The 20,672-nt window shown below is 64.7% G+C and carries 20 protein-coding genes and 2 tRNA genes; 12 read left to right on the forward strand and 10 right to left on the reverse strand.

Translation table 11 applies throughout. The features are described 5' to 3' along the window. Window position 1 precedes the first annotated feature (1 nt). Both GU927_RS08100 and GU927_RS08105 read right to left on the reverse strand, forming a co-directional pair. Window positions 2–880 carry a carbohydrate ABC transporter permease gene (locus GU927_RS08100; protein ID WP_161761865.1) on the reverse strand — a complete coding sequence of 293 codons (879 nt, stop codon included), beginning with the start codon at window positions 878–880 and terminating at the stop codon, window positions 2–4. 126 nt (window positions 881–1,006) lie between these two features. Next, complete coding sequence (locus GU927_RS08105) at window positions 1,007–2,344, reverse strand: ABC transporter substrate-binding protein (RefSeq protein WP_161761866.1); 1,338 nt, start codon at window positions 2,342–2,344, stop codon at window positions 1,007–1,009. Window positions 2,345–2,472: 128 nt separating this feature from the next. Here GU927_RS08105 and GU927_RS08110 point away from each other — a divergent pair, with 128 nt between their 5' ends. The 7 genes from GU927_RS08110 to GU927_RS08140 all read left to right on the forward strand — a co-directional run bounded on the left by GU927_RS08110 (window position 2,473) and on the right by GU927_RS08140 (window position 9,487). Further along, window positions 2,473–3,537: an ABC transporter ATP-binding protein gene (locus GU927_RS08110; protein WP_161761867.1), complete on the forward strand. Its 1,065-nt coding sequence runs from the start codon at window positions 2,473–2,475 to the stop codon at window positions 3,535–3,537. Then, window positions 3,534–4,880 carry a sn-glycerol-1-phosphate dehydrogenase gene (locus GU927_RS08115; RefSeq protein WP_161761868.1) on the forward strand — a complete coding sequence of 449 codons (1,347 nt, stop codon included), beginning with the start codon at window positions 3,534–3,536 and terminating at the stop codon, window positions 4,878–4,880. Before GU927_RS08110 ends, GU927_RS08115 begins: the two co-directional genes overlap by 4 nt. Continuing rightward, a complete protein-coding gene (locus GU927_RS08120) occupies window positions 4,877–5,437 on the forward strand; it encodes an SIS domain-containing protein (RefSeq protein WP_161761869.1) in 561 nt (186 codons plus the stop codon). The genes GU927_RS08115 and GU927_RS08120 overlap by 4 nt, the downstream gene beginning before the upstream one ends. Before the next feature lie 5 nt (window positions 5,438–5,442). Then, window positions 5,443–6,213 (forward strand): SDR family NAD(P)-dependent oxidoreductase, encoded by a 771-nt coding sequence (locus GU927_RS08125; protein ID WP_161761870.1) that lies wholly within the window; start codon window positions 5,443–5,445, stop codon window positions 6,211–6,213. Beyond that, complete coding sequence (locus GU927_RS08130) at window positions 6,206–7,111, forward strand: HAD-IIA family hydrolase (RefSeq protein ID WP_232489162.1); 906 nt, start codon at window positions 6,206–6,208, stop codon at window positions 7,109–7,111. The genes GU927_RS08125 and GU927_RS08130 overlap by 8 nt, the downstream gene beginning before the upstream one ends. Before the next feature lie 72 nt (window positions 7,112–7,183). Further along, window positions 7,184–8,194, forward strand: coding sequence for a porin (locus tag GU927_RS08135; RefSeq protein ID WP_161761871.1), 1,011 nt, complete (start codon window positions 7,184–7,186; stop codon window positions 8,192–8,194). A 504-nt stretch (window positions 8,195–8,698) separates the two neighbouring features. Continuing rightward, on the forward strand, window positions 8,699–9,487 hold the full coding sequence (locus tag GU927_RS08140; protein WP_217765562.1) for a tyrosine-type recombinase/integrase: 789 nt from the start codon (window positions 8,699–8,701) through the stop codon (window positions 9,485–9,487). 12 nt (window positions 9,488–9,499) lie between these two features. On the opposite strand, the gene GU927_RS08145 is transcribed toward GU927_RS08140, so the two are convergent. Continuing rightward, window positions 9,500–9,575, reverse strand: a tRNA-Lys gene (locus tag GU927_RS08145). 94 nt (window positions 9,576–9,669) lie between these two features. Here GU927_RS08145 and dapF point away from each other — a divergent pair. Together dapF and mtaB are read left to right on the forward strand one after the other, a co-directional pair. Next, a complete protein-coding gene (gene dapF / locus GU927_RS08150) occupies window positions 9,670–10,521 on the forward strand; it encodes a diaminopimelate epimerase (protein WP_161762154.1) in 852 nt (283 codons plus the stop codon). Next, window positions 10,518–11,771, forward strand: coding sequence for a tRNA (N(6)-L-threonylcarbamoyladenosine(37)-C(2))-methylthiotransferase MtaB (gene mtaB, locus GU927_RS08155; protein WP_161761873.1), 1,254 nt, complete (start codon window positions 10,518–10,520; stop codon window positions 11,769–11,771). Before dapF ends, mtaB begins: the two co-directional genes overlap by 4 nt. Here mtaB and GU927_RS08160 read toward each other — a convergent pair. Then, window positions 11,768–12,796 (reverse strand): LacI family DNA-binding transcriptional regulator, encoded by a 1,029-nt coding sequence (locus GU927_RS08160; protein WP_161761874.1) that lies wholly within the window; start codon window positions 12,794–12,796, stop codon window positions 11,768–11,770. The genes mtaB and GU927_RS08160 overlap by 4 nt on opposite strands. Window positions 12,797–13,148: 352 nt before the next feature. Here GU927_RS08160 and GU927_RS08165 point away from each other — a divergent pair, with 352 nt between their 5' ends. From GU927_RS08165 to GU927_RS08175, 3 genes are all read left to right on the forward strand, one after another. Continuing rightward, window positions 13,149–13,544: a hypothetical protein gene (locus GU927_RS08165; RefSeq protein ID WP_217765563.1), complete on the forward strand. Its 396-nt coding sequence runs from the start codon at window positions 13,149–13,151 to the stop codon at window positions 13,542–13,544. A 58-nt stretch (window positions 13,545–13,602) separates the two neighbouring features. Beyond that, window positions 13,603–13,678 (forward strand) — tRNA-Arg (locus GU927_RS08170). A gap of 96 nt (window positions 13,679–13,774) precedes the next feature. Continuing rightward, a complete protein-coding gene (locus GU927_RS08175; protein ID WP_161761876.1) occupies window positions 13,775–14,155 on the forward strand; it encodes a group II truncated hemoglobin in 381 nt (126 codons plus the stop codon). 33 nt (window positions 14,156–14,188) lie between these two features. Here the strand turns inward: GU927_RS08175 and GU927_RS08180 are convergent, their stop codons facing one another. From GU927_RS08180 to dnaN, 6 genes are all read right to left on the reverse strand, one after another. Further along, window positions 14,189–14,386, reverse strand: coding sequence for a hypothetical protein (locus GU927_RS08180; RefSeq protein WP_161761877.1), 198 nt, complete (start codon window positions 14,384–14,386; stop codon window positions 14,189–14,191). A 247-nt stretch (window positions 14,387–14,633) separates the two neighbouring features. Continuing rightward, complete coding sequence (gene gyrB / locus GU927_RS08185; RefSeq protein WP_161761878.1) at window positions 14,634–17,084, reverse strand: DNA topoisomerase (ATP-hydrolyzing) subunit B; 2,451 nt, start codon at window positions 17,082–17,084, stop codon at window positions 14,634–14,636. A gap of 81 nt (window positions 17,085–17,165) precedes the next feature. Then, window positions 17,166–17,786, reverse strand: coding sequence for a LysE family translocator (locus GU927_RS08190; protein ID WP_161761879.1), 621 nt, complete (start codon window positions 17,784–17,786; stop codon window positions 17,166–17,168). Continuing rightward, window positions 17,783–18,214, reverse strand: coding sequence for a VOC family protein (locus tag GU927_RS08195; RefSeq protein ID WP_161761880.1), 432 nt, complete (start codon window positions 18,212–18,214; stop codon window positions 17,783–17,785). The genes GU927_RS08190 and GU927_RS08195 overlap by 4 nt, the downstream gene beginning before the upstream one ends. Then, window positions 18,211–19,302, reverse strand: a complete 1,092-nt coding sequence (recF, locus tag GU927_RS08200; RefSeq protein WP_161761881.1) for a DNA replication/repair protein RecF — start codon at window positions 19,300–19,302, stop codon at window positions 18,211–18,213. The genes GU927_RS08195 and recF overlap by 4 nt, the downstream gene beginning before the upstream one ends. Window positions 19,303–19,372: 70 nt before the next feature. Further along, a complete protein-coding gene (dnaN, locus tag GU927_RS08205) occupies window positions 19,373–20,491 on the reverse strand; it encodes a DNA polymerase III subunit beta (RefSeq protein WP_161761882.1) in 1,119 nt (372 codons plus the stop codon). Window positions 20,492–20,672: the final 181 nt, after the last annotated feature.

Raw genomic sequence — 20,672 nt, forward strand, 5'->3', positions numbered from 1 at the left:
GTCAGTTCACCTCGCGGTAGAAGAAGCGGATGTAGAGGCGGGCGAGGAAGATGGTCAGCGCCAGCATGATGATGGCCTGCGCCGAGGCCATGCCGATGTCGAACTGCCGGTTGCCGACGCGTTCGATCAGGACGGCGATGAATTCGGTGGCCGAGCCGGGGCCGCCGCGCGTCATGGTGAAGGGCATGTCGAAGAGTTTGAGCGTGTCTGCCGTGCGCAGGATGAGGACGGCGACGAGCGAGGGGATCAGGAAGGGAAGCTGCACATAGCGCAGGACGAGCCATTGGGATTTCGTCTCTAGCTGGGCCGCTTCCTCGATTTCGGGGGGCACGGTGGACAGGCCCGCCAGCAGGACGAGCGCGACGAAGGGCGTCCATTGCCAGATGTCCCAGATGATGACGCCGATGAAGGCGTTGGTGGGATCGCCGATGAAGTTGACCGGGTCGATGCCGACCCAGCCCAGCATCTGGTTAATGACGCCGTATTTCTGGTTCAGCATCACCTGCGCAAGCAGGCCGACGACGGCATAGGTCGTCGCCATGGGCAGCACGAGCGACAGGCGGGTGAGGGTCTTGAAGACCGTCAGGCCCGGGCGGTGCAGGACGATGGCGATCAGGAGGCCAAGGGCGATCTGGATCGGGACGGAGATGAAGAAGAGCGTCGCGGTGCGGCCCATCGCCTGCCAGAAGACGGGATCGGTCAGGACGGCGGCATAGTTTTCCAGACCCACGAATTTGGTCTGCGCCTGTTTCGTCAGGTTGAAATTGTGCAGGCTTTTCCAGACCGCATAGAGCAGCGGCGCGATGCCCACGAGGACGAGGGCGGCAACAGCGGGGCCGAGAAAGGCGAGGATCGTCTTTCGGCGCACATGAGCGGTCATTCGGGGCAGTCCTTCGGTTGGAAACCCCGGCCCCTTTGCAGAGGGCCGGGGAAAGGTGGCGCGTCCTGTCAGGGATCAGGGGCGCTGCGCACTGGGTACACTGTCACTCGTCACTCAGGTTTGCGGTTACTGGGCGAGCGGCTTCTTGCCGTCATAGTAGCCGGCTTCGGCAAGGACGGCTTCCATCTTCTCGCCGATGGTCTTGGCGCCTTCGTCGATGCTGACTTCACCCAGCATCATCTTGGTGCCCCATTCCTGCACGATTTCGGTGATCGCAGGCCATTCGGCAAAGCGCGGACGGAATTCCGGCACGCCTTCCTTCCACGATTCCACGAGGGCGGGAATGAACTTGTAGGTTTCGGCCAGAGCCGGGTCGGCATAGGCCGACTGGCGGGCGGGGACGCCGCCCATTTCCAGATACTGGCCGGCCTTGGCCTTGGACGTCACCCACTGGATGAAGAGCCAGCCTGCGGCCTGTTCCGCCTCATCCGCCTGTGCGGCGACGGCGAGGGAGAAGCCGCCCAGCGCGGGCTTGCGGCCTGCGGGGCCGGTCGGTTCGGGGGCGATTTCGACGCAGTCGGCGACCTTGGACGTCTCGGGCGAGACGACGGTGGAATAGAAGGCCGACCATTCGGTGATCATCGCCACGTCGCCTTGGGCAAAGGCGTTGACGGTTTCGGCATGGTCATAGGCGACGATGCCTTCGGGCATGAACTTCATCAGGTCCTGACGGAATTGCAGACCGGCCTGCGATTCGGGCGAATTCAGGTTGGACTTGAATTCCGCGTTCAGGAACGACCCGCCGAAGGGCCACAGGAAGCGGGCGAAGCTGTCTGCCGACTGGGTTTCGTTACGCTTGGACTGCAGGGCATAGGCATATTTGCCGTCCTTGGTCAGGGCGGGACCGTAGGTGTCCATCACTTCCTGCCAGGTGGCCGGGGGTTTGTCGAAACCGGCGGCTTCGAGCATGCAGCGGTTGTAGAACAGCAGGCCCGAGTAGTTGTCGAAGGGCAGGCCGTAGTTCACGCCGTTCCACGACCCGAAGGCGTCGAGGACGAGCGGGAAGAAGTCGGCCATGTCCAGTTCGGGATCGGCCAGTTCGGCGTTGTTGATGAAGGTTTCGGACGGCACCAGCCAGCCGTTTTCGGCGAAGTTGCCGATCCAGACAAGGTCGATCAGCGCGACGTCGAGGTCGCCACCGGCGGCGAAGTCGCGGACCTGTTCGCCCAGCGCGTTTTCGTAAGGCACCGTGGTGTAGTTCACCTTGATGCCGGTCGCCGCCTCGAATTCCGGCAGCATCTTGATCGCGGCGTTGTAGCCCGGACGGTCGAGGAAGAGCACCTCGATTTCCGTGCCGGCATAGGGCTTTGCGGCCTCTTCCAGCGACCAGGCGTTGGCCTGTGTGCCGAAGGCCAGTGCGGACGCGGTCAGCGCCAGCGCACTTACGTGCATCTTGAGCTTCATGTTGTTCCTCCCAGCGGTTTGAGCGTTTTGGACCGTTGACTTCCATTTGTAACGCCTAGCATATAAATGTATCGCGGAGGCATCCTGTCAACGGGGAAAAATTCGCAAGTGGATCGGGAGGGCGGCGGATGGCCGAGGTGAAGCTGGTCGGGGTGGACAAGTTCTATGGGTCGCAGCAGGCGCTGCACGGGGTTTCGCTGGACATTGCCGACGGGGAATTCGTGGTTTTTGTCGGGCCGTCGGGATGCGGGAAATCCACGCTGCTGCGGTCCATCGCGGGGCTGGAGTCGATCTCGGGCGGGACGGTTTCCATCGGCGGGCAGGACGTGACGGGGCGCGCGCCGTCGGAGCGGGATGTGGCGATGGTGTTCCAGTCCTATGCCCTTTATCCCCACATGACCGTACGCGAGAACATGGATTTCGGCATGAAGATCAACGGCTTTGCGCCCGCGGACAGGGAGAGGCGGATTGCCGAGGCGGCGCGGGTCTTGCAGTTGGAACCCTATCTGGACCGCAAGCCTTCGCAACTGTCGGGCGGGCAGCGGCAGCGGGTGGCGATCGGGCGGGCGATCGTGAAGCAGCCCAAGGTGTTTTTGTTCGACGAGCCGCTGTCGAACCTTGATGCGAAACTTCGCGTGCAGATGCGGGTGGAGCTGGAGGCGCTGCATTCGGAGCTGCGCGCGACGATGATCTACGTGACGCATGATCAGGTCGAGGCCATGACGATGGCGGACAAGATCGTGGTGCTGAATGCGGGGCGGGTGGAGCAGGTGGGCAGCCCGATGGAGCTGTATCACCACCCGCGGACGGAGTTCGTGGCGGGCTTCATCGGCGCGCCGAGCATGAATTTCCTCGACATCCGGTCCGAAGGCGGTCGCATCGCCTGCGGGGAAACGGTGATCGGGACAGCCGCACCCGTGCCGGGCGCGGTGCGGCTGGGAATCCGGCCCGAACATGTGGGGCTGGTGGCCGCCGGTTCGGGCGACATGGGCGGCAAGGTCGTGCTGCGCGAGACGCTGGGGGGGGATGCCTATCTCTATGTGCGGACCGAAGCGGGGCAGGTCGTGGTGCGGGCCGAGGGGGATACGGCGCTGGATCACGGGGCGGAGGTGGGGCTTTCCTTCCCTGCGAATCGTGTCCATCTGTTCGGCGCGGATGGCGTGACGCTGTCTTCGGGGGGCGTGGCGGCATGACGGCGGGATTGATCGCGGGGGCGGTGGCGAAGTCGGCCACGGTGGCCGAGGTGCTGGTGGGGCGGGGGGTGCTGGCAGAGGCCGGCGCGCTGTTCCGGCGGCAGTTCGGGGAGGGGCCGGCCTGCATCATCGCGGATGACAACACGTGGAAGGCGGCGGGCGCGGCGGTGGAGGCATCGCTGGTGGCCGCGGGTATCGCCGTGCGGCGGCATGTGCTGGCAGGCAAGCCGCGGCTGAAGCCGACGGTCGATCTGGCGGACCGGCTGCGCGACGTGCTGGCGGTGGACGGGTCGGTGCCGGTGGCCGTGGGGTCGGGCGTCATCAACGACGTGGTGAAACACGCGGCCTTTTCGTTGAAGCGCGCCTATCTGTGCGTCGGCACGGCGGCGAGCATGGATGGCTATACCTCGGCCGGTGCGCCGCTGTCGGACAAGGGGTTCAAGAAGACGATCCAGTGCCTGCCTGCCCGCGCGGTGATCGGGGATCTGGATGTGATCGCGGCGGCGCCTGCGGAGATGACGGGCTGGGGCTATGGTGACCTTGCCGGAAAGGTGCCTGCGGGGGGCGACTGGATCATCGCGGATGCGCTGGGGATCGAGGCGGTGGATGATGTCGCCTGGCCTTTGGTGCAGGGCGGGTTGCGCGGCTGGCTGGGTGCGGCCGATGGGGTGGCGGCGGGGGAGCCTGCGGCGCTGGAAGGGTTGTTCGCGGGGCTGACGCTGGTCGGGCTGGCGATGGAATTGCACGGTTCGTCGCGGCCTGCATCGGGGGCGGATCACCAGATTGCCCATCTGTGGGAGATGGATGATCTGAAATTCGGGGGCGAGCGGGTCAGCCATGGCGCCTGCGTCGCGGTGGGCTGTGTCATGTCGCTGCGGCTGTTCGACTGGCTGTTGCGGCAGGACCTGTCGCGGCTGGATGTGGGCGCGGCGGTGGCGGCGGCGCCGTCGCTGGGCGTGAAGATTGCGGCCATCCATGCGGCCTTTGGCCCCGGCGAGATCGCCGCGCGGTCGGTCGAGGAGGTGCGGGCGAAACATGTCGACGCCGCCGTCCTGCGCGCGCGGCTGGAGCGGCTGCGGGACGGCTGGCCCGTGCTGGCAGAACGGCTGCGGGCGCAGGTGGTGGCGCCGGAGGTGATGGTGGACATGCTGCACCGCGCGGGCGCACCGGCCGAGGCGGCAGAGATCGGGGTGGGGCGGGATTACCTGCGGCGGACCACCCTGAACGCGCGGTTTTTACGGAGCCGTTACACGGTGCTGGATTTGCTGGACGAATGCGGGATGCTGGAGGCGGCGGTGGAAGCCTCGCTTCCGCCCATGCAGCGGAAGGAGGGGCGCGGGTGAGCTACGTCGGGCAGGTATCGAAAGCGGCAGAGGAATTGCGCGTCGCGGCGGCGGGGGTGGATCCTGCCGCGCTGGCGGGGATGGTGGAGGAGCTGGCGGCCGCGAAGCGCGTCGTCTGTTACGGCGTCGGGCGCGAGGGGTTGATGATGCGCGCGCTGGCGATGCGGCTTTATCACATGGGGCTGGATGCGCATGTGGTGGGGGATATGTCCTGCCCGCCTGTCGGCGCGGGCGATCTGCTGGTGGTCAGCGCGGGGCCGGGTGCGTTTTCCACGGTGCTGGGGCTGATGGGGGTTGCACGGGGCGCGGGGGCGCGGGTGGCCTGTGTCACGGCGCAGCCCAAGGCGGCGGTGCCTGCGGGCAGCGACCACGTTCTGGTCATTCCGGCGCAGACGATGGCGGATGACACGGGGCCACAGGTGGCAAGCGTGTTGCCCATGGGGTCGCTGTTCGAGGGGGCGCAGTATCTGGTGTTCGAGATGCTGATCCTGATGCTGCGCGACCGGCTGGGCGTCGCGCCTGACGCGATGCGCGCGCGGCATACGAATCTGGAGTGACAGGGATGGCGGAATGGGAGGGGCGGTTTTCGCTGGCCGGTCGCAAGGCGCTGGTGACGGGGGCAAGCAAGGGGATCGGGTTCGAGATTGCCTGCGTCTTTGCCGATGCGGGGGCGGATATCGTCGCTGTGGCGCGAGATGCGGGCGGATTGCTGGAGGTGAAGCGCGAGGTGGAGGCGCGGGGGCGGCGCTGTCTGGTGATCGAGGCCGAGATGGCGACGGCGGAAGGGCCGGTCAACGCGGCGCGCGAGGCGCTGGAGGCTTGGGGGACCATCGACATCCTTGTGAACAACGCGGCGATTGCGCGGATTGCGCCTGCGACCGAGCTTTCGCTGGCGGATTGGGACGAGACGATGGCGGTGAACGTCCGCGCGCCGTTCCTGCTGGCGCAGGCGCTGGGTCCGGCGATGATCGCGCAGCGCTGGGGGAAGATCATCAACATCTCGTCCCAGACGGGGGTGATCGCGCTGGATGACCACGCGGCCTATGCCACGTCAAAGGGGGCGCTAAACGCGCTGACCAAATCGCTGTGCGCGGAATGGGCGCGGCACAATGTGCAGGTGAATGCGATCTGCCCCACCGTGATCCTGACGCCGATGGGGCGGGCGGTCTGGGGGCCGGAGGAGAAGGGCGGGCCGATGCGCGCCGCCACCCCCGCACGGCGGTTCGGCGAGACGGTGGAGGTGGCGGACATGGCGCTGTATCTGGCCTCGCCTGCCTCGGGCCTTGTGAATGGCGCGCTGATGATGATCGAAGGGGGCTATTCCAGTGTCTGAGGAGTTGCGGGACGCGGAGGCTGCGTTCCTGCGGTACGAGGCGGTGCGGGGTCGCCTGCCTGCGGCGCGGTTTCCCGCAGAGCCGGTCTTTGCGCGCGATCTGGGCGAGGTGGCGGATCGCTGGGACGGGTTCGTGCTGGATGCCTTCGGCGTGCTGAATGTGGGCGAGACGCCGATTGCAGGCGCGGTGGCGCGGATGGCGGAGCTGCGCGCGCGGGGCAAGAAGCTGTGCGTGCTGACCAATGCGGCGAGTTACACGCGGGCGGAGGCACTGGTGAAGTATCGCCGTCTGGGGTTCGACTTTACCGAGGACGAGGTGGTGTCCAGCCGCGATGTCGCCGTCAGCCGGATCGGGGCGCTGATGCCCGGCGCGCATTGGGCGGCGTTGGCGGCGGAAGGGGACGGGTTCGGGGATATTCCGGGGCGCGCGGGGGATGCGGTGGCGGACCCCGCGCTGTTCGATGTGGCGGACGGGGTGCTGTTCCTGTCCTCAGCCCGCTGGACGCCCGCGCTGCAACGGCGGCTGATTGAGGCGCTGGCGCGGCGGCCGATACCGATCGTGGTGGCAAATCCCGATCTGGTCGCCCCGCGCGAGGATGGGCTGTCGCAGGAGCCGGGGCTGTTCGCGCATGACCTGATCGACCGGCTGGGCGTGGTGGCGCATTGGTACGGCAAACCCTTTGCCGACGGGTTCCACGACGCCTGCGCGCGGACGGGCCTGCCGCCGGAGCGGTTGGCGATGGTGGGCGACACGCTGCACACCGATGTTCTGGGCGGGCGCGCGGCGGGGATGGGGGCGGTGCTGGTCGCCGACCACGGCCTGTTCGCGGGGCGCGACGTGCGGGCCTATATCGCGCGGTCCGGCATCGTGCCGGATGCGGTGGTGGCGACGACGTGAACGTCGGAGAAGATTCCGGTAACAGTAAAAACTACCGTTGTCGGGGACGAACAGAGTCTTCTCGCGACCACGATGCTGGCTGGCACCGCTGGTTTCGCTGCTGCCGAAGTGGCCCTGTCGGGCTACGCGGAAATCGGTATCCTGTCCTCTGAAAACGCCACTACGGCGCGTTTGCTGGGCGTGACCGCTGGTGACGCGACGTTCCATCAGGACGTTGAAGTGAGTTTCGCTCTTTCGGGCGAAACCGACGGAGGACTGTCGTTCGGCGCTGGTATCGACCTTGACGAGACCAACGTTGGTCTCGGCGATGACTCGGGCACCACCGTGTTCGTTTCGGGCGCTTTCGGCAAGATCACCATGGGCGACACCGATGGCGCTCTGGACTGGGCCGTTGCTGACGCTGGCGCTCTGACGTCGATGGGCGATGATCACACCACGCACGTCAACTACTTCGGCGCTGGTGGTCTTGACGCAACGTTCGACAACCAGGTTCTGCGTTACGAATACTCGTTCGGCGACTTCGGCGTTGCCGTTTCGCTCGAGCAAGCTTCGAACGGTTCCTCCGCTGTCGGCACGCTGGATGACAACGTTGGCATCGGCGCCACCTATTCACTGGATATGGCAGGGACGGCTGTGAAGCTTGGCCTTGGCTATCAGACGGGCACCGTTATCGTTTCTGGTGACAACCCGAACACGCTGGACGACCCGCTTACGTTTGCCGTCGAAAATCGCGAAGCTACCGTGCGTGCTGGCGCAGATGTCTGGGGCCTTTCCGCTTCGGCCGAACTCGCAAATGGTATCTCTGGTTCGCTCGGCTACACTGACACTTCGGTTGATGGTGTAGGCAACGACTACAGCAACCTCGGGCTTGGTGTGACCTATACCACTGGCGCACTGTCGCTGCATGTGAACTATGGCAGCACGGACCCTGAAGTTGGCGCTTCTGACTCTTCGTATGGTCTCGCTGCGAACTATGATCTGGGTGGTGGTGCAGTCGTAATGGCTGGCTATGGCTCTGATGTAGACGCCTTCACCGCCGGCGACCAAGCTCAGTACTCGATCGGCCTCGGCCTGTCGTTCTGATCTAATAATCGGAGAGAGGGTTTAGGCCCTCTCTCCTTTTTATTGGCGTCGCCCTGTATTAGCGGGAGCGGCATATTATTCTTTTAAAATATCATGTCCGTTATAAAAACTTAGACCTCCTTGTTAAACCTGTTATGCGTTATTGAAACTAACCAACCAAAGTATCCCATTTTTCGGATGACACCCTAAACGGATGGGTGTTATTCTTCCCTAAAGATCGTTTCTAAATTGTGACTATCTTGCGAAAGCCGACGTCGCAGGGCGTGTAGCGATTTGACCGAGACCCGCTCGCAGCATCCGCTTTATCGGGTCGAAAGTCCGGGAGGAAAACCGATGTTCCGTGTGCCGCGCTTCTCGCGTCTCGTCAGTTCTTTTGGCTCCGAGGCTGCCAGTCCAATTACGCTTTCACGATTTTTCGACGAGAAATACGCCCCTTTCGTCAGCGTAACGAAGCGGCGGCCGGAATTGGATACGCTGGTTTTTAACAAGCATATGCGCAGGCAATTGGGCGATATTCCGCTGGAGGCTCTTACCACCGAAATCCTGGATGGTTGGGTTATCGGGCAGCGCAGGGGTGGCTACAAGCCCGGGACGATAAACAAGCATATCAACTATCTGAACCGCATCCTGAATCTGGCGCGGGTGTGGGAAATCGAGAACGGGCCGAAGCGGAATTGCAAAGTGTCCAAGCGGATGCCGATGGGCGATCACCGGCAGAAATTCCTAGGCGAGGCGGAAATCCATCTGGTGCTCGAGTCCTGCAGGCGCGAGCAGCATCCCTATCTGGACCTGTTCGTCCATCTTCTCATCCTGACCGGTGCGCGCAGCAGCGAGGCGCGGCTGGCGCGGTGGTGCGATTTCGACATGCAGCGGATGGTCTGGACCGTGCCCCTGTCGAAAAGCGGACGGGCGCGGCGGATCGTGCTGTCCAGCTCGGCCGCGAAGGTGCTGGAGCAGATCCGGCAGCGGACAGAGGGGCTGGGCCTGCCGGTCACGACGGACAGCCACCTGTTCATCAATCCGCGCCTGCGCCAGCCCTACAAGAGCTTTCATCTGGCATGGGACAGGGCGCGGCGGCGGCTGGGGATGCAGGACGTGCGCATCCACGATCTGCGCCACACCTATGCGAGCCTGCTGATCAACCGCGGCGCGTCGATCTACGAGGTGCAGAAGCTTTTGGGCCACCATCACATCTCGATGACGGAGCGTTATGCGCACCTGCTGCCCGACACGCTGCACCAGCGCGTGGAGATCGTGGCGCGCCTGCTGGACGACACGGAAAACCGGACATGACGGAAGAGTCAGTGGTGAGCCCGACAGGATTCGAACCTGTGACCCACTGATTAAAAGTCAGTTGCTCTACCAACTGAGCTACGGGCCCACGAGGGGGGTGATTAGTGGTGACACGCGGGGGGGTCAAGGGCAAAAAATGCTTGGCTCTGGATAAATTGCGGGGTCGGGCGTATATGGGCGCGATGATGGAAAAGACGCCCCAGACCGGCCTGCCCTTCATGAAAATGCACGGGCTTGGCAATGACTTCGTGGTGATCGACTCGCGCGGGAGCGGGGCCGGTTCCGCCGGCGTGACGACGTCTGCGCTGGCGCGTGCGCTGGGGGACCGGAATCGGGGCGTGGGGTTCGACCAGTTGGCCGAGATCCGCGATGCGGACGGGGCGGATTTCGCGCTGGACTTCTGGAACAGCGATGGCAGCCGTGCGGGGGCCTGCGGGAACGCCACGCGTTGCGTGTCGGATTACATGATGCGGCAGTTGGGGCGCGATGCGGTGTCGCTGGTCACGGCGCGGGGCGGGCTGTCGGCGGTGCGGCGGGCGGACGGGCTGGTCTCGGTGAACATGGGCGCGCCGCAGCTGCGCTGGGACGAAGTGCCCTTGGCGCGCGAGGTGGATGTGGCGCACCTGCCGCTGGCCGGTGATCCGGTGGCGGTGGGGATGGGCAATCCCCATGCCGTGTTCTTCGTGCCGGATGCCGAGGCGGTGGATGTTGCGGGGATCGGCCCGAAGGTGGAGCATGACCCGCTGTTTCCGGCGCGGACGAATGTGGAATTCGCGTCGCTTGTCGCGCCGGACCATCTGCGGATGCGGGTGTGGGAGCGGGGGACGGGCATCACGCTGGCCTGCGGGTCTGGCGCCTGTGCGACGGCGGTGGCGGCGCATCTGCGGGGCCTGACGGGGCGGCGCGTGGTGATGGATGTGGATGGCGGGCGGCTGGAGATCGACTGGCGCGAGGACGGGGTCTGGATGACGGGGCCGGTCGCGCATGTGTTCGACGCGGTGCTGACGCCGGATTTCGTGGCGGCTGTGGGATGAGTGCGCCCGTCTTTGCCACGCTGGGCTGCCGTCTGAATGCCTATGAGACGGAAGCGATGAAGGAGCTGTCCGCCGCTGCGGGAGTGGAGAATGCGGTGATCGTCAACACCTGCGCCGTGACGGCAGAGGCGGTGCGGAAGGCCAAGCAGGAAATCCGGCGGCTGAGCCGCGAACATCCGGGGTCTACGATCATCGTCACGGGCTGCGCCGCGCAGACGGAGCCGGAGACCTTTGCCGCCATGCCCGAAGTGGCGCGGGTGATCGGCAATCACGAGAAGATGCAGGCGGAGACCTGGGCGGGGTTGAAGGCGCCGGACCTGATCGGGGTGACCGAGAAGGTGCAGGTCGACGACATCATGTCGGTCAAAGAGACGGCGGGGCATCTGATCGACGGCTTCGGGCGGCATCGGGCCTATGTGCAAGTGCAGAACGGCTGTGACCACCGCTGCACCTTCTGCATCATCCCCTATGGCCGCGGGAATTCGCGGTCCGTTCCTGCGGGCGTGGTGGTGGAGCAGATCAGGCGGCTGGTGGACAAGGGGTTCAACGAGGTTGTGCTGACGGGGGTCGATCTGACCTCGTGGGGGGCGGACCTGCCCGCGCAGCCGCGTCTGGGCGATCTGGTGATGCGGATTTTGCGGCTGGTGCCGGACCTGCCGCGGCTGCGGATTTCGTCGATCGATTCCATCGAGGCGGACGAGGCGCTGATGGGGGCGATTGCGACCGAGCGGCGTCTGATGCCTCATCTGCACCTGTCGCTGCAGGCAGGCGATGACCTGATCCTGAAGCGGATGAAGCGGCGGCATCTGCGGGACGACGCCATCCGGTTCTGCGAAGAGGCGCGGCGGCTGCGGCCCGACATGGTGTTCGGGGCGGATATCATCGCGGGCTTCCCGACCGAGACGGAAGAGATGTTCCGCCAATCGGTCGATCTGGTGCGCGACTGCGGGCTGACCTTCCTGCATGTCTTTCCGTTTTCCCCGCGCAAGGGCACGCCTGCCGCGCGGATGCCGCAGGTGCGGGGGCCGGAGATCAAGGAGCGCGCGGCGCGGCTGCGGGCCGTGGGGGATGCGGCGCTGGCGGCACATCTGGCGGCGCAGGTGGGGGTGACGCACCGCGTGCTGATGGAAGGGCCGCGCATGGGCCGGACGGAGCAGTTCACAGAAGTGGACTTCGCCACCGACCAGCCCGAGGGGCAGATCGTCACGGCGCGGATCGCGGGGTTTGCGGACGGGCGGCTGCGCGCCTAGGAGCGGATCGTGTCGCCCTTTTGCAGGGTGGGGGTCAGTTCGATCACCTCGCCCCCGATGACGCCTTCATGCTTGCCCGCGATGATTTCCGCCGCGCGGCGGCCGATTTCAAGGCGGCAGGCATCCATCGTGGCAAGGCGGCGGGGCAGACCGTCCAGCAGTTCCACCCCGTTGAACCCCGCAAGGCCGATCTTGCCCGGCACGTCGATGCCTTTTTCCAGACACCAGAGCAGGCCCCCTGCGCCGATCATGTCATTGGAATAATACAGGAAATCGACATCCGGCGTGCGTTTCAGGACGGCTTCGGTCATCTCGCGCCCTTTCAGGAGGGCGGAGCCGCCGGAATAGTATTCGCGGTCGGCCAGCGACAGCCCCGCCTTGGCAAGCGCCTCTTCGAACCCTTCGAGGCGCTTTCGGGCGCGGTGGTCATAGGGCATCATCGTGCCGCAAAAGGCGATGCGGCGGTAGCCTGCGGCGATGATCGCCTCGGCCATCTGGCGGCCTGCGCGGCGGTGCGAGATGCCGACGGCGCTGTCGACCGCCTCGCCGTCGATGTCCATGATTTCGACGATGGGAATGCCCGCCTGCGCCAGCATGGCGCGCGAGGCGTCGGTATGTTCCAGACCCGCGACGATCATCCCCGAGGGGCGCCACGAGAGCATTTCGTAGATCACCGATTCCTCGCGTTCGGGCGAGTAGTTGGTGACGCCGACGACAGGTTGCAGGCCGGTATCTTCCAGCGTGTCCGACACACCGGCCAGCACTTCGGGAAAGACCATGTTCGACAGCGACGGGATCACCACGCCGACGAGGTTGACGCGCTGCGAGGCGAGCGCGCCTGCGATCTTGTTCGGGACATAGCCCAGTGCGCGGGCGGCCTCCAACACGCGTTCGCGGGTGGAGTCCGACACATCGCCACGGTTGCGAAGGACGCGGCTGACCGTCATCTCGCTGACGCCCGAGGCTTCGGAAACGTCACGAAGCGTCAGGGTGCGGCGCGGGTCGACGACGGGGGCTTTGGTCACTTGCGATGGGTCCTGCGGTGGGCGTCACGTCATTGTTAGCCCTAAACTTGCCCCTTGTCCAAGGGCGCGTCTTGGGTTATGTTACCGCTAACAGCCGAAGTGCTGAGACATATCCTGCGCGTCCTGCAAGCTCTCAACCCAGACGCAACGGACCCGAAGGGGGGAGTGGTGGGCCAAAAATTCACTTCCCCCTTTTTCTTTTCTAATTTCTGCATATTGTTTTCTCCTATGGAGAATATTTGTACCAGTGTACAGCTTGGAGTTGTGTATGATTGTGCCAAGATTTCTAGCCGCCGTTCTTGTTGTATCTGGCTGTGCCGCGACATCAGTCACGCCGATCTCTGCCAATCAGATGATGATTTCGACCTCTGCGGCCCCCGCATGCGGCATGTCTGGTGCGCAGAAGGTCGCCGCGCAGATGGCTGCCGTCGAGACCCTAAGGAGGGGCTTCGACCGTTTTACGATTTCTGGTATGGGCGGGCAAAGCAATGTGCAGGTAATTAACCGAGCACCTACATACGCCTATACATCTGGTTCGGCTACAGGCTTCGGTAACTCTGTCTACGGAAGTGCGACGACGACATATGGCGGCGGTGGACCAATCGTTTTTGGAAGCAACGACGCAAACCTACTTGTCGTAATGTACCGGAAAGGCGATGCAGGATTTTCGGCGGCGGTTGATGCGCGGTCGACACTAGGCGCCGACTGGGAGAAGAAAGTCAAAGAGGGTGTCAACACCTGCGGCTAAGGCTGGTAATTCGGTAGGTTGCACGCCCTGCCATTTTCGCGCATCAAGGCGGGCGTGCGGTCCCGTAGCTCAACGGATAGAGCGTCCCCCTCCTAAGGGGAAGGTTGCAGGTTCAAGTCCTGCCGGGATCGCCAGTTTCCCGAAGGTCGGATTTGCGGAACCTGTGGGCGGGTGTCGCATTGCCGTGGCGCGCGGACGGGCGTCTGATGGGGCCAGCGATGGAGGCAGCCATGACGACCGTGGTGGAAGAGATCGGCGGAGAGCCGGTCGTGCGTGCGCTGGTGGAGCGGTTTTACGACATCATCGAGACGGCGCCGGAAGGGGCGCGGATACTGGACCTGCATTTTCAGGGGCACGGGCTGGCGCATGTGCGGCCCGAGCAGTTCGATTTCCTCTGCGGGTTCTTCGGCGGGCGGCGGTATTATGCGGAACGGCACGGCCATATGAACCTGCGCGAGATCCATGCCCATGTGCCGATCCGGTTGCAGGATGCAGAGGACTGGCTGGGCTGCATGCAGCGGGCGCTGGATGATACCGGCATCCACGGCCCCGCGCGCAGCCGGATCGACACGGCCTTTGACCGTGCCGCCCGGATGTTGGTGAACGCTTAGAAGGACGAGCCGTTACCTGCCCGTCCATTGCGCCTAAGCCAGTCGCGGATCGCTGAGTGCTTCAGGAAAACGCTTTCCCTTCACCACTTCGTTAACGCGCCCCGGATTTACATCGAAGGAAGCAGCAATCCGGTTCTGGAATTCACCTGCGCGATGTCGCAGATGAATTTGAATCGCATCTTCATAGGTCAAGGTATTGCTTGGCTGCCGGTTGTTAAGTGCGTTTGACATTCATCAGGCTCCTGAATGGTTTGCCCGACTTGACGCGTGACTCCGAGCATGCAAGATGCCGAGTGTGTACTCACACGACCATCGGGCAACGATGGTTACTTATGGGCACAGAGCGCCAACTCTGTGCCCATTCGCATTTGTGACAAATCGAACCGATTCGTCAAGGGGGACACAACATATGGTGCATTAGTAGAAGTTTTCCCACATAATGGCGGATGAGGCCGTTTCGACTAAATGTTGTGTCCGATCAGAAGTCCAGATTTTCGACGTTCAGCGCGTTCTGCTGGATGAAGTCGCGGCGGGGTTCCACCACGTCGCCCATCAGTTTGGTGAAGATGTCGTCGGCTTCGGCCAGATCGTCGACCTTGACCTGCAACAGCGTGCGCGCGTCGGGGTCCAGCGTGGTTTCCCAGAGCTGTTCGGGGTTCATCTCGCCCAACCCCTTGTAGCGTTGCAGGGACAGGCCCTTTTCGCCTTCAGCCAGGATCGACTTCAAAAGGTCGGTCGGGCCGTGGACCATCTGTTCGCGGTCCTTGCGGACAAGGCGGGCCGGGTCGCGATAGTATTCCCGCTGCGGGCCGGAAATGGAGGAGAGCTTGCGCGCCTCGCCCGAGCGGAGGACGGCACCGTCGAGGGTGCGGAGTTCCTCGACCCCGCGGAGGATGCGCGAAAGGCGGATGCCGTGATCCTGCGTGATGCGGCCGGTCCAGCCCTTTTCGTATTCGGCGGCGACGAGGTCCAGACGGCGGGCGACTTGGTCTGCGACCGCTTGCAGGTCAGCATCGGCGCGGCCGGGGTCGAAGGCACCGGCGATGGCGGCCTGTTCAAGGATGTTGCGCGGGTAATGCGTCGGGAAGGCATCCAGCACGCGGCGGAAGCTGCGTGCGCCTTCGACGATGCGGGCAAGGTCGGCACCCGCGATTTCCTGCCCGTCATTCAGGCGCAGGACGGCGCCTTCGATGCCCATCTCGACAAGGTAGTCTTCGAGGGCGGCTTGATCCTTGAGGTAAACCTCGGATTTCCCGCGCGAGACTTTGTAGAGCGGGGGCTGCGCGATGTAGAGGTAGCCACCTTCGATCAGTTCCGGCATCTGGCGGAAGAAGAAGGTCAGGAGCAGCGTACGGATATGCGCGCCGTCCACGTCGGCGTCGGTCATGATGACGATCTTGTGGTAGCGCAGTTTCTTGATGTCGAATTCATCCCGCCCGATGCCCGTGCCCAGCGCGGTGATCAGCGTGCCGATTTCCTGACTGCCGAGCATCCGGTCGAAACGCGCGCGTTCGACGTTCAGGATCTTGCCGCGGAGCGGCAGCACCGCCTGATTGGAACGCGAGCGGCCCTGTTTGGCGGAACCGCCGGCCGAGTCCCCTTCGACAAGGAAGAGTTCGGACTTGGCAGGATCGCGTTCCTGACAGTCGGCCAGCTTGCCGGGGAGGGAGGCCACGTCCAGCGCCGTCTTGCGGCGGGTCAGTTCACGCGCCTTCCGGGCGGCTTCGCGGGCGAGCGCTGCCTCGATGATCTTGCCGACGATGATGCGGGCAGGTCCGGGGTTTTCCTCGAACCATTCCGCGAGCTTTTCGTTCACGAGGTTCTCGACTGCCGGGCGGACTTCGGACGAGACCAGCTTGTCCTTGGTCTGGCTGGAGAATTTGGGGTCCGGCACCTTGACCGACAGCACGCAGGTCAGCCCTTCGCGGGCGTCGTCGCCGGTGAAATCGACCTTTTCCTTTTTCGCGATACCCGAGGATTGGGCATAGGCGTTGATCGTGCGGGTCAGCGCGCCGCGGAAGCCGGCAAGGTGGGTGCCGCCGTCGCGCTGGGGGATGTTGTTGGTGAAGGGAAGCACGGTTTCGTGGTAGGTGTCGTTCCACCACATGGCGATTTCCACGCCGATGCCGTTCTTTTCGCCCAGCATGTAGATGGGTTCGGGCATGACCGACTGCTTGGAGCGGTCGAGGTATTTGACGAATTCCTTGACGCCGCCTTCGTAGAACAGCTCGGTATGCAGGGGTTCAGCGGGACGTTCATCCTCGATGATGATCCGCACGCCGGAGTTCAGGAAGGCCAGTTCCCGCAGGCGGGTTTCCAGCGTCTTGAAGCTGTAGTCGAGGTTGGAGAAGGTGCCATCCGGCGTGTTGGTCTTGGCGCTGGCCAGAAAGCGCACCTCGGTCCCGCGCATTCCGGGGGCGGGGCCGACGGGGTAGACGTGGGTGACGCATTCGCCATGTTCGAAGCGGGCGCGATATTCGGTGTCGTTGCGCCAGACGGTCAGTTCCAGCCATTCCGACAGGGCGTTGACGACCGACACGCCCACGCCGTGCAGACCGCCCGACACCTTGTAGGCGTTGCCGCTGTCGTCGGTGTTGTTGAATTTCCCGCCGGCGTGAAGCTGGGTCATGATGACCTCGGCTGCCGAGACGCCCTCTTCGGCGTGGATGTCGACGGGGATGCCGCGCCCGTTGTCGCGGACCGAGACGGAGCTGTCGGCGTGGATCTTCACCGTGACGGCGGTGGCGTGGCCTGCCAATGCCTCGTCGATGCCGTTATCCACGACTTCGTAGACCATGTGGTGCAGGCCCGACCCGTCGTCGGTGTCGCCGATATACATGCCGGGGCGTTTGCGGACCGCCTCTAACCCCTTGAGAACCTTGATGGAATCAGCGCCGTATTCGGCGGGTTTCTTCGCGGCTTCGGCCATGCGTCGGGCATCCCTTGAATTGCCCGCGATTTATAGCGGGTGGGGTGGGGAATGTCACGCCTTGGGCACAAGATATTGCGGTCAGGTGAACGGGATCACGAGGCCCACGAGGATGAGGAGGACGCCCGAGCCGATGTTCAGGCGGCGCACGGCGGCGGGGCTGGACAGCAGGCGGCGCGCGCGATCGAGGAACCATGCAAGGCCGAGGTTTCCAAGCATCGGAACGAAGGCCGAGATGCAGATGATGGCGATGATGTCGGGGGTTTGCAGCGACCCGAGGTCGAAGAAACCGGGCAGCGCGCCCATGTAGAACAGGATCGCCTTGGGGTTGCCGATCACGGCGGCGACGCCGACCGAAAAGCCCGCCCAGAGGCCGGGTTTCGTCAGCCGTGAATCGGCATCCATCGTGGCCGCCGGTTTGCGGATCAGCATCACCCCCATCAGGATGAAGATGACGGACGCGACCCAGCGCAGCAGGGTCAGGTAATCGCCATAGACGCTGTGCACCCATGTCAGCCCGAGGATCGCCATGAGCGGCCAGACCAGATCGCCCAGCGCCACGCCCACGGCCAGCGGCCATGCCCCTGCCATGCCCCCCGACAGCGCGCGGGCGGTCAGGGCCACCCAGACAGGGCCGGGGACAGCCCAGAGCGCGGCCATGCCGCCCGCATAGAGGAGAAGGTCGTAGAGCGAGACGGTCATTTCGGGTCCGGCAAGGTGAGAGAGCCGTCAGGGGCGAGCGGCCAGAAGGGGTTCATCGCCACTTCCCAGACATGACCTTCGGGATCGGCCCAATAGCCGGAATAGCCGCCCCAGAAAACCTTTTCCGGCGGTTTCAGCGGGGTCGCCCCTGCCGCCAAGGCTGCGGCGAAGGCGGCGTCCACCTCGGCCTCGGTCGCGAAGTTCTGGGCGAGGGTGATGGCCCCCGTGCCAAGGGTGGCGTCGGGGCGGTTCTGGTCATGGGCCAGGTCGGACAGGCCAAAGAGCGCCAGCGCCATGCCGTGCAACTGGTAGAAGGCCACGCCCTCTTGCGAGCCGTGCTCCTGCCAGCCCAGACGGGCATAGAAGGCACGGGCGGCGTTCAGGTCGCGGGTGCCGAGCGTGACGAGGGTAATGCGCTGGGGCGTCATGTTTCGGTGACCTTGGACATGCCGCCGTCGTCCGCGACGGTGAAGCTTTGCGCCCGGTTTCCCAGACTGTCAAACAGCCCCGGTTCCGTGCCCGTCATGATCGCCTGCGCCCCCAGCGCGCAGATTTCGTCATAGAGCGCGGCGCGGCGATGCTGGTCGAGATGGGCCGCCACCTCGTCCAGCAGCAGGATGGGCGGAGAACCGAGATCGGCGGCCAGCGCGCGGGCATTGGCAAGGATGAGCGAGATCAGCAGCGCCTTCTGTTCGCCGGTGGAACATTGGTCGGCGGGCGCGCCCTTGGCGGTGTAGATCGCGGCAAGGTCGGCGCGGTGAGGGCCGATCAGGGTGCGACCGGCGGCCATGTCGCGACGGCGGCTCGCGGCCAGCGCAGGCGCGAGGTCGTCGGGGATATCCTCGCCCTCCGGTCCGATCAGCGACAGGTCGGCGGCCGGAAAGGCGGTTTCGGCCCCGGCCTGTGCGGCGGTGATGCGGGCCAGGGCGTGCTGGCGGTTGGCGGTGATCTGGGCGGCTGCCTCGGCCATCTGCGCCTCCAGCGCGGTATACCAATGCGCGTCCTGCACCATGTCCTTGAGCAGGCGGTTGCGGTCGCGCATGGCCTTTTCATAGGCCAGCGTCACCTCGGCATGATCCGGCGCGAAGCTCATGGTCAGCCGGTCGAGAAAGCGGCGGCGTCCCTCGGCGGCCTCGATCCACAGGCGGTCCATGGCAGGGACAAGCCAGAGGACGCGCAGGATGCGGGCAAGGGCCACCTGCGGCGCGGCCTTGCCATCGATGCGGGTCTGGCGGGGGTCGCTGCCCTCGGCATAGGTTTCGAGGTCGTGAAAGGGCGCGGTTGTTTCGGCGCGGATCTTCCAGCCGATGGCATCGGGCTTGCGCGCCAGTTCATCTGCCGCCGCCCGCCGCAAGCCGCGACCGGGGGAGAGGAGTGAGACGGCCTCAAGGATATTGGTCTTGCCCGCCCCGTTGGGTCCGGAAATGGCCACGGGCCGCCCGTCCAGCTCCAGCCGCGCGGCGCGGTGGCTGCGGAAGTGCGATAGAATGAGGGTCGAGATGGTCAAACCACCCACCCTATCCTCCATTTTCTGTCCAAAAATATCCCACGGGGGTCCGGGGGTGTGAAACCCCCGGTCCGACGCATCAGACGCGCATCGGCATCACGACATAGACCGCGCTGGTGTCGTTGCCTTCGCGCATGAGGGTCGGGTCGCCGCTGCTGTTGAACAGGAACACGGCGTTCTCACGGTCGACCTGCGACGCGATTTCCAGCAGGTATTTGGCGTTGAAGCCGATTTCCAGCCGTTCGTCGGCATAGGCCACGGCCAGTTCCTCTTCTGCCGCGCCGGAGTCGGGGGCGTTGACGGACAGGACCAGACGGTCTTCGTCGAGGCTGAGCTTCACGGCGCGGGAGCGTTCGGACGACACGGTGGCGACGCGGTCCACGGCCTTGGCGAATTCGGTCGCGTCGACTTCCAGACGGCGGGTGTTTCCGGTCGGAATCACGCGGGTGTAGTCGGGGAAGGTGCCGTCGATCACCTTGGAGGTCAGGGTGATGGCGGGGGTAGCAAAGCGCACCTTGGTTTCCGAAACCGAGACGGCGATGGCGGCATCGTCATCGTCCAGCAGCTTGCGAAGCTCGCCCACCGTCTTGCGCGGGACGATCACGCCGGCCATGCCCTGTGCGCCCGCCGGAAGCGGGGCGTCGATGCGGGCCAGACGGTGGCCGTCGGTCGCCACGCAGCGCAGGACGGCGCCCTCCTCTCCGGTGGCGGTGTGCATATAGACGCCGTTCAGGTAATACCTTGTTTCCTCGGTCGAAATCGCGAACTTCGCCTTGTCGAACAGGCGGCGCAGCACGCCCGCGGGGGCCGAGAAATTCGTCGTGTATTCCGACGAGGCCATGACGGGGAAATCCTCGCGCGGGAGGGTGGCGAGGCTGAAGGTCGACCGGCCCGCGGTGATGGTCAGACGACCTGCGGCGCCGTCTTCCGACAGGTTCACCAGCGCGCCGTCCGGCAGCTTGCGGATGATCTCGTGCAGCATGACGGCCGAGACGGTGGTGGCACCGGCGCGTTCCACCATGGCGGGGGCGCGGTCCACGACCTCGATATCCAGATCGGTGGCGCGGAAGCTGACCTGCGCGCCATCGGCCTCGATCAGCACATTGGCGAGGATCGGAATGGTGTTGCGGCGTTCGACGACGGATTGCGCCTGTGCCAGCGCCTTGAGAAGCGTTCCGCGTTCGATCGACAGTTTCATGGTGACCATCCCTTGCTCTTGCCCGCCACGGGGAACCAGAAATTAGCCGTTTTGAGGCGGTTCACAAGCGGTTTGGCGCATCTGGACGGCGCGGCGCGGCGGATTTGCCGCAGCGGCCTGCGGGCGTTGGGTTTACCGGCGGCCGGAGGTCGAAATGGCCGTACCGCAAACCGTGCCGCCC

The organism is Paragemmobacter amnigenus (assembly GCF_009908265.2).
In the GTDB taxonomy this organism is placed as follows: Bacteria; Pseudomonadota; Alphaproteobacteria; order Rhodobacterales; family Rhodobacteraceae; genus Paragemmobacter; species Paragemmobacter amnigenus.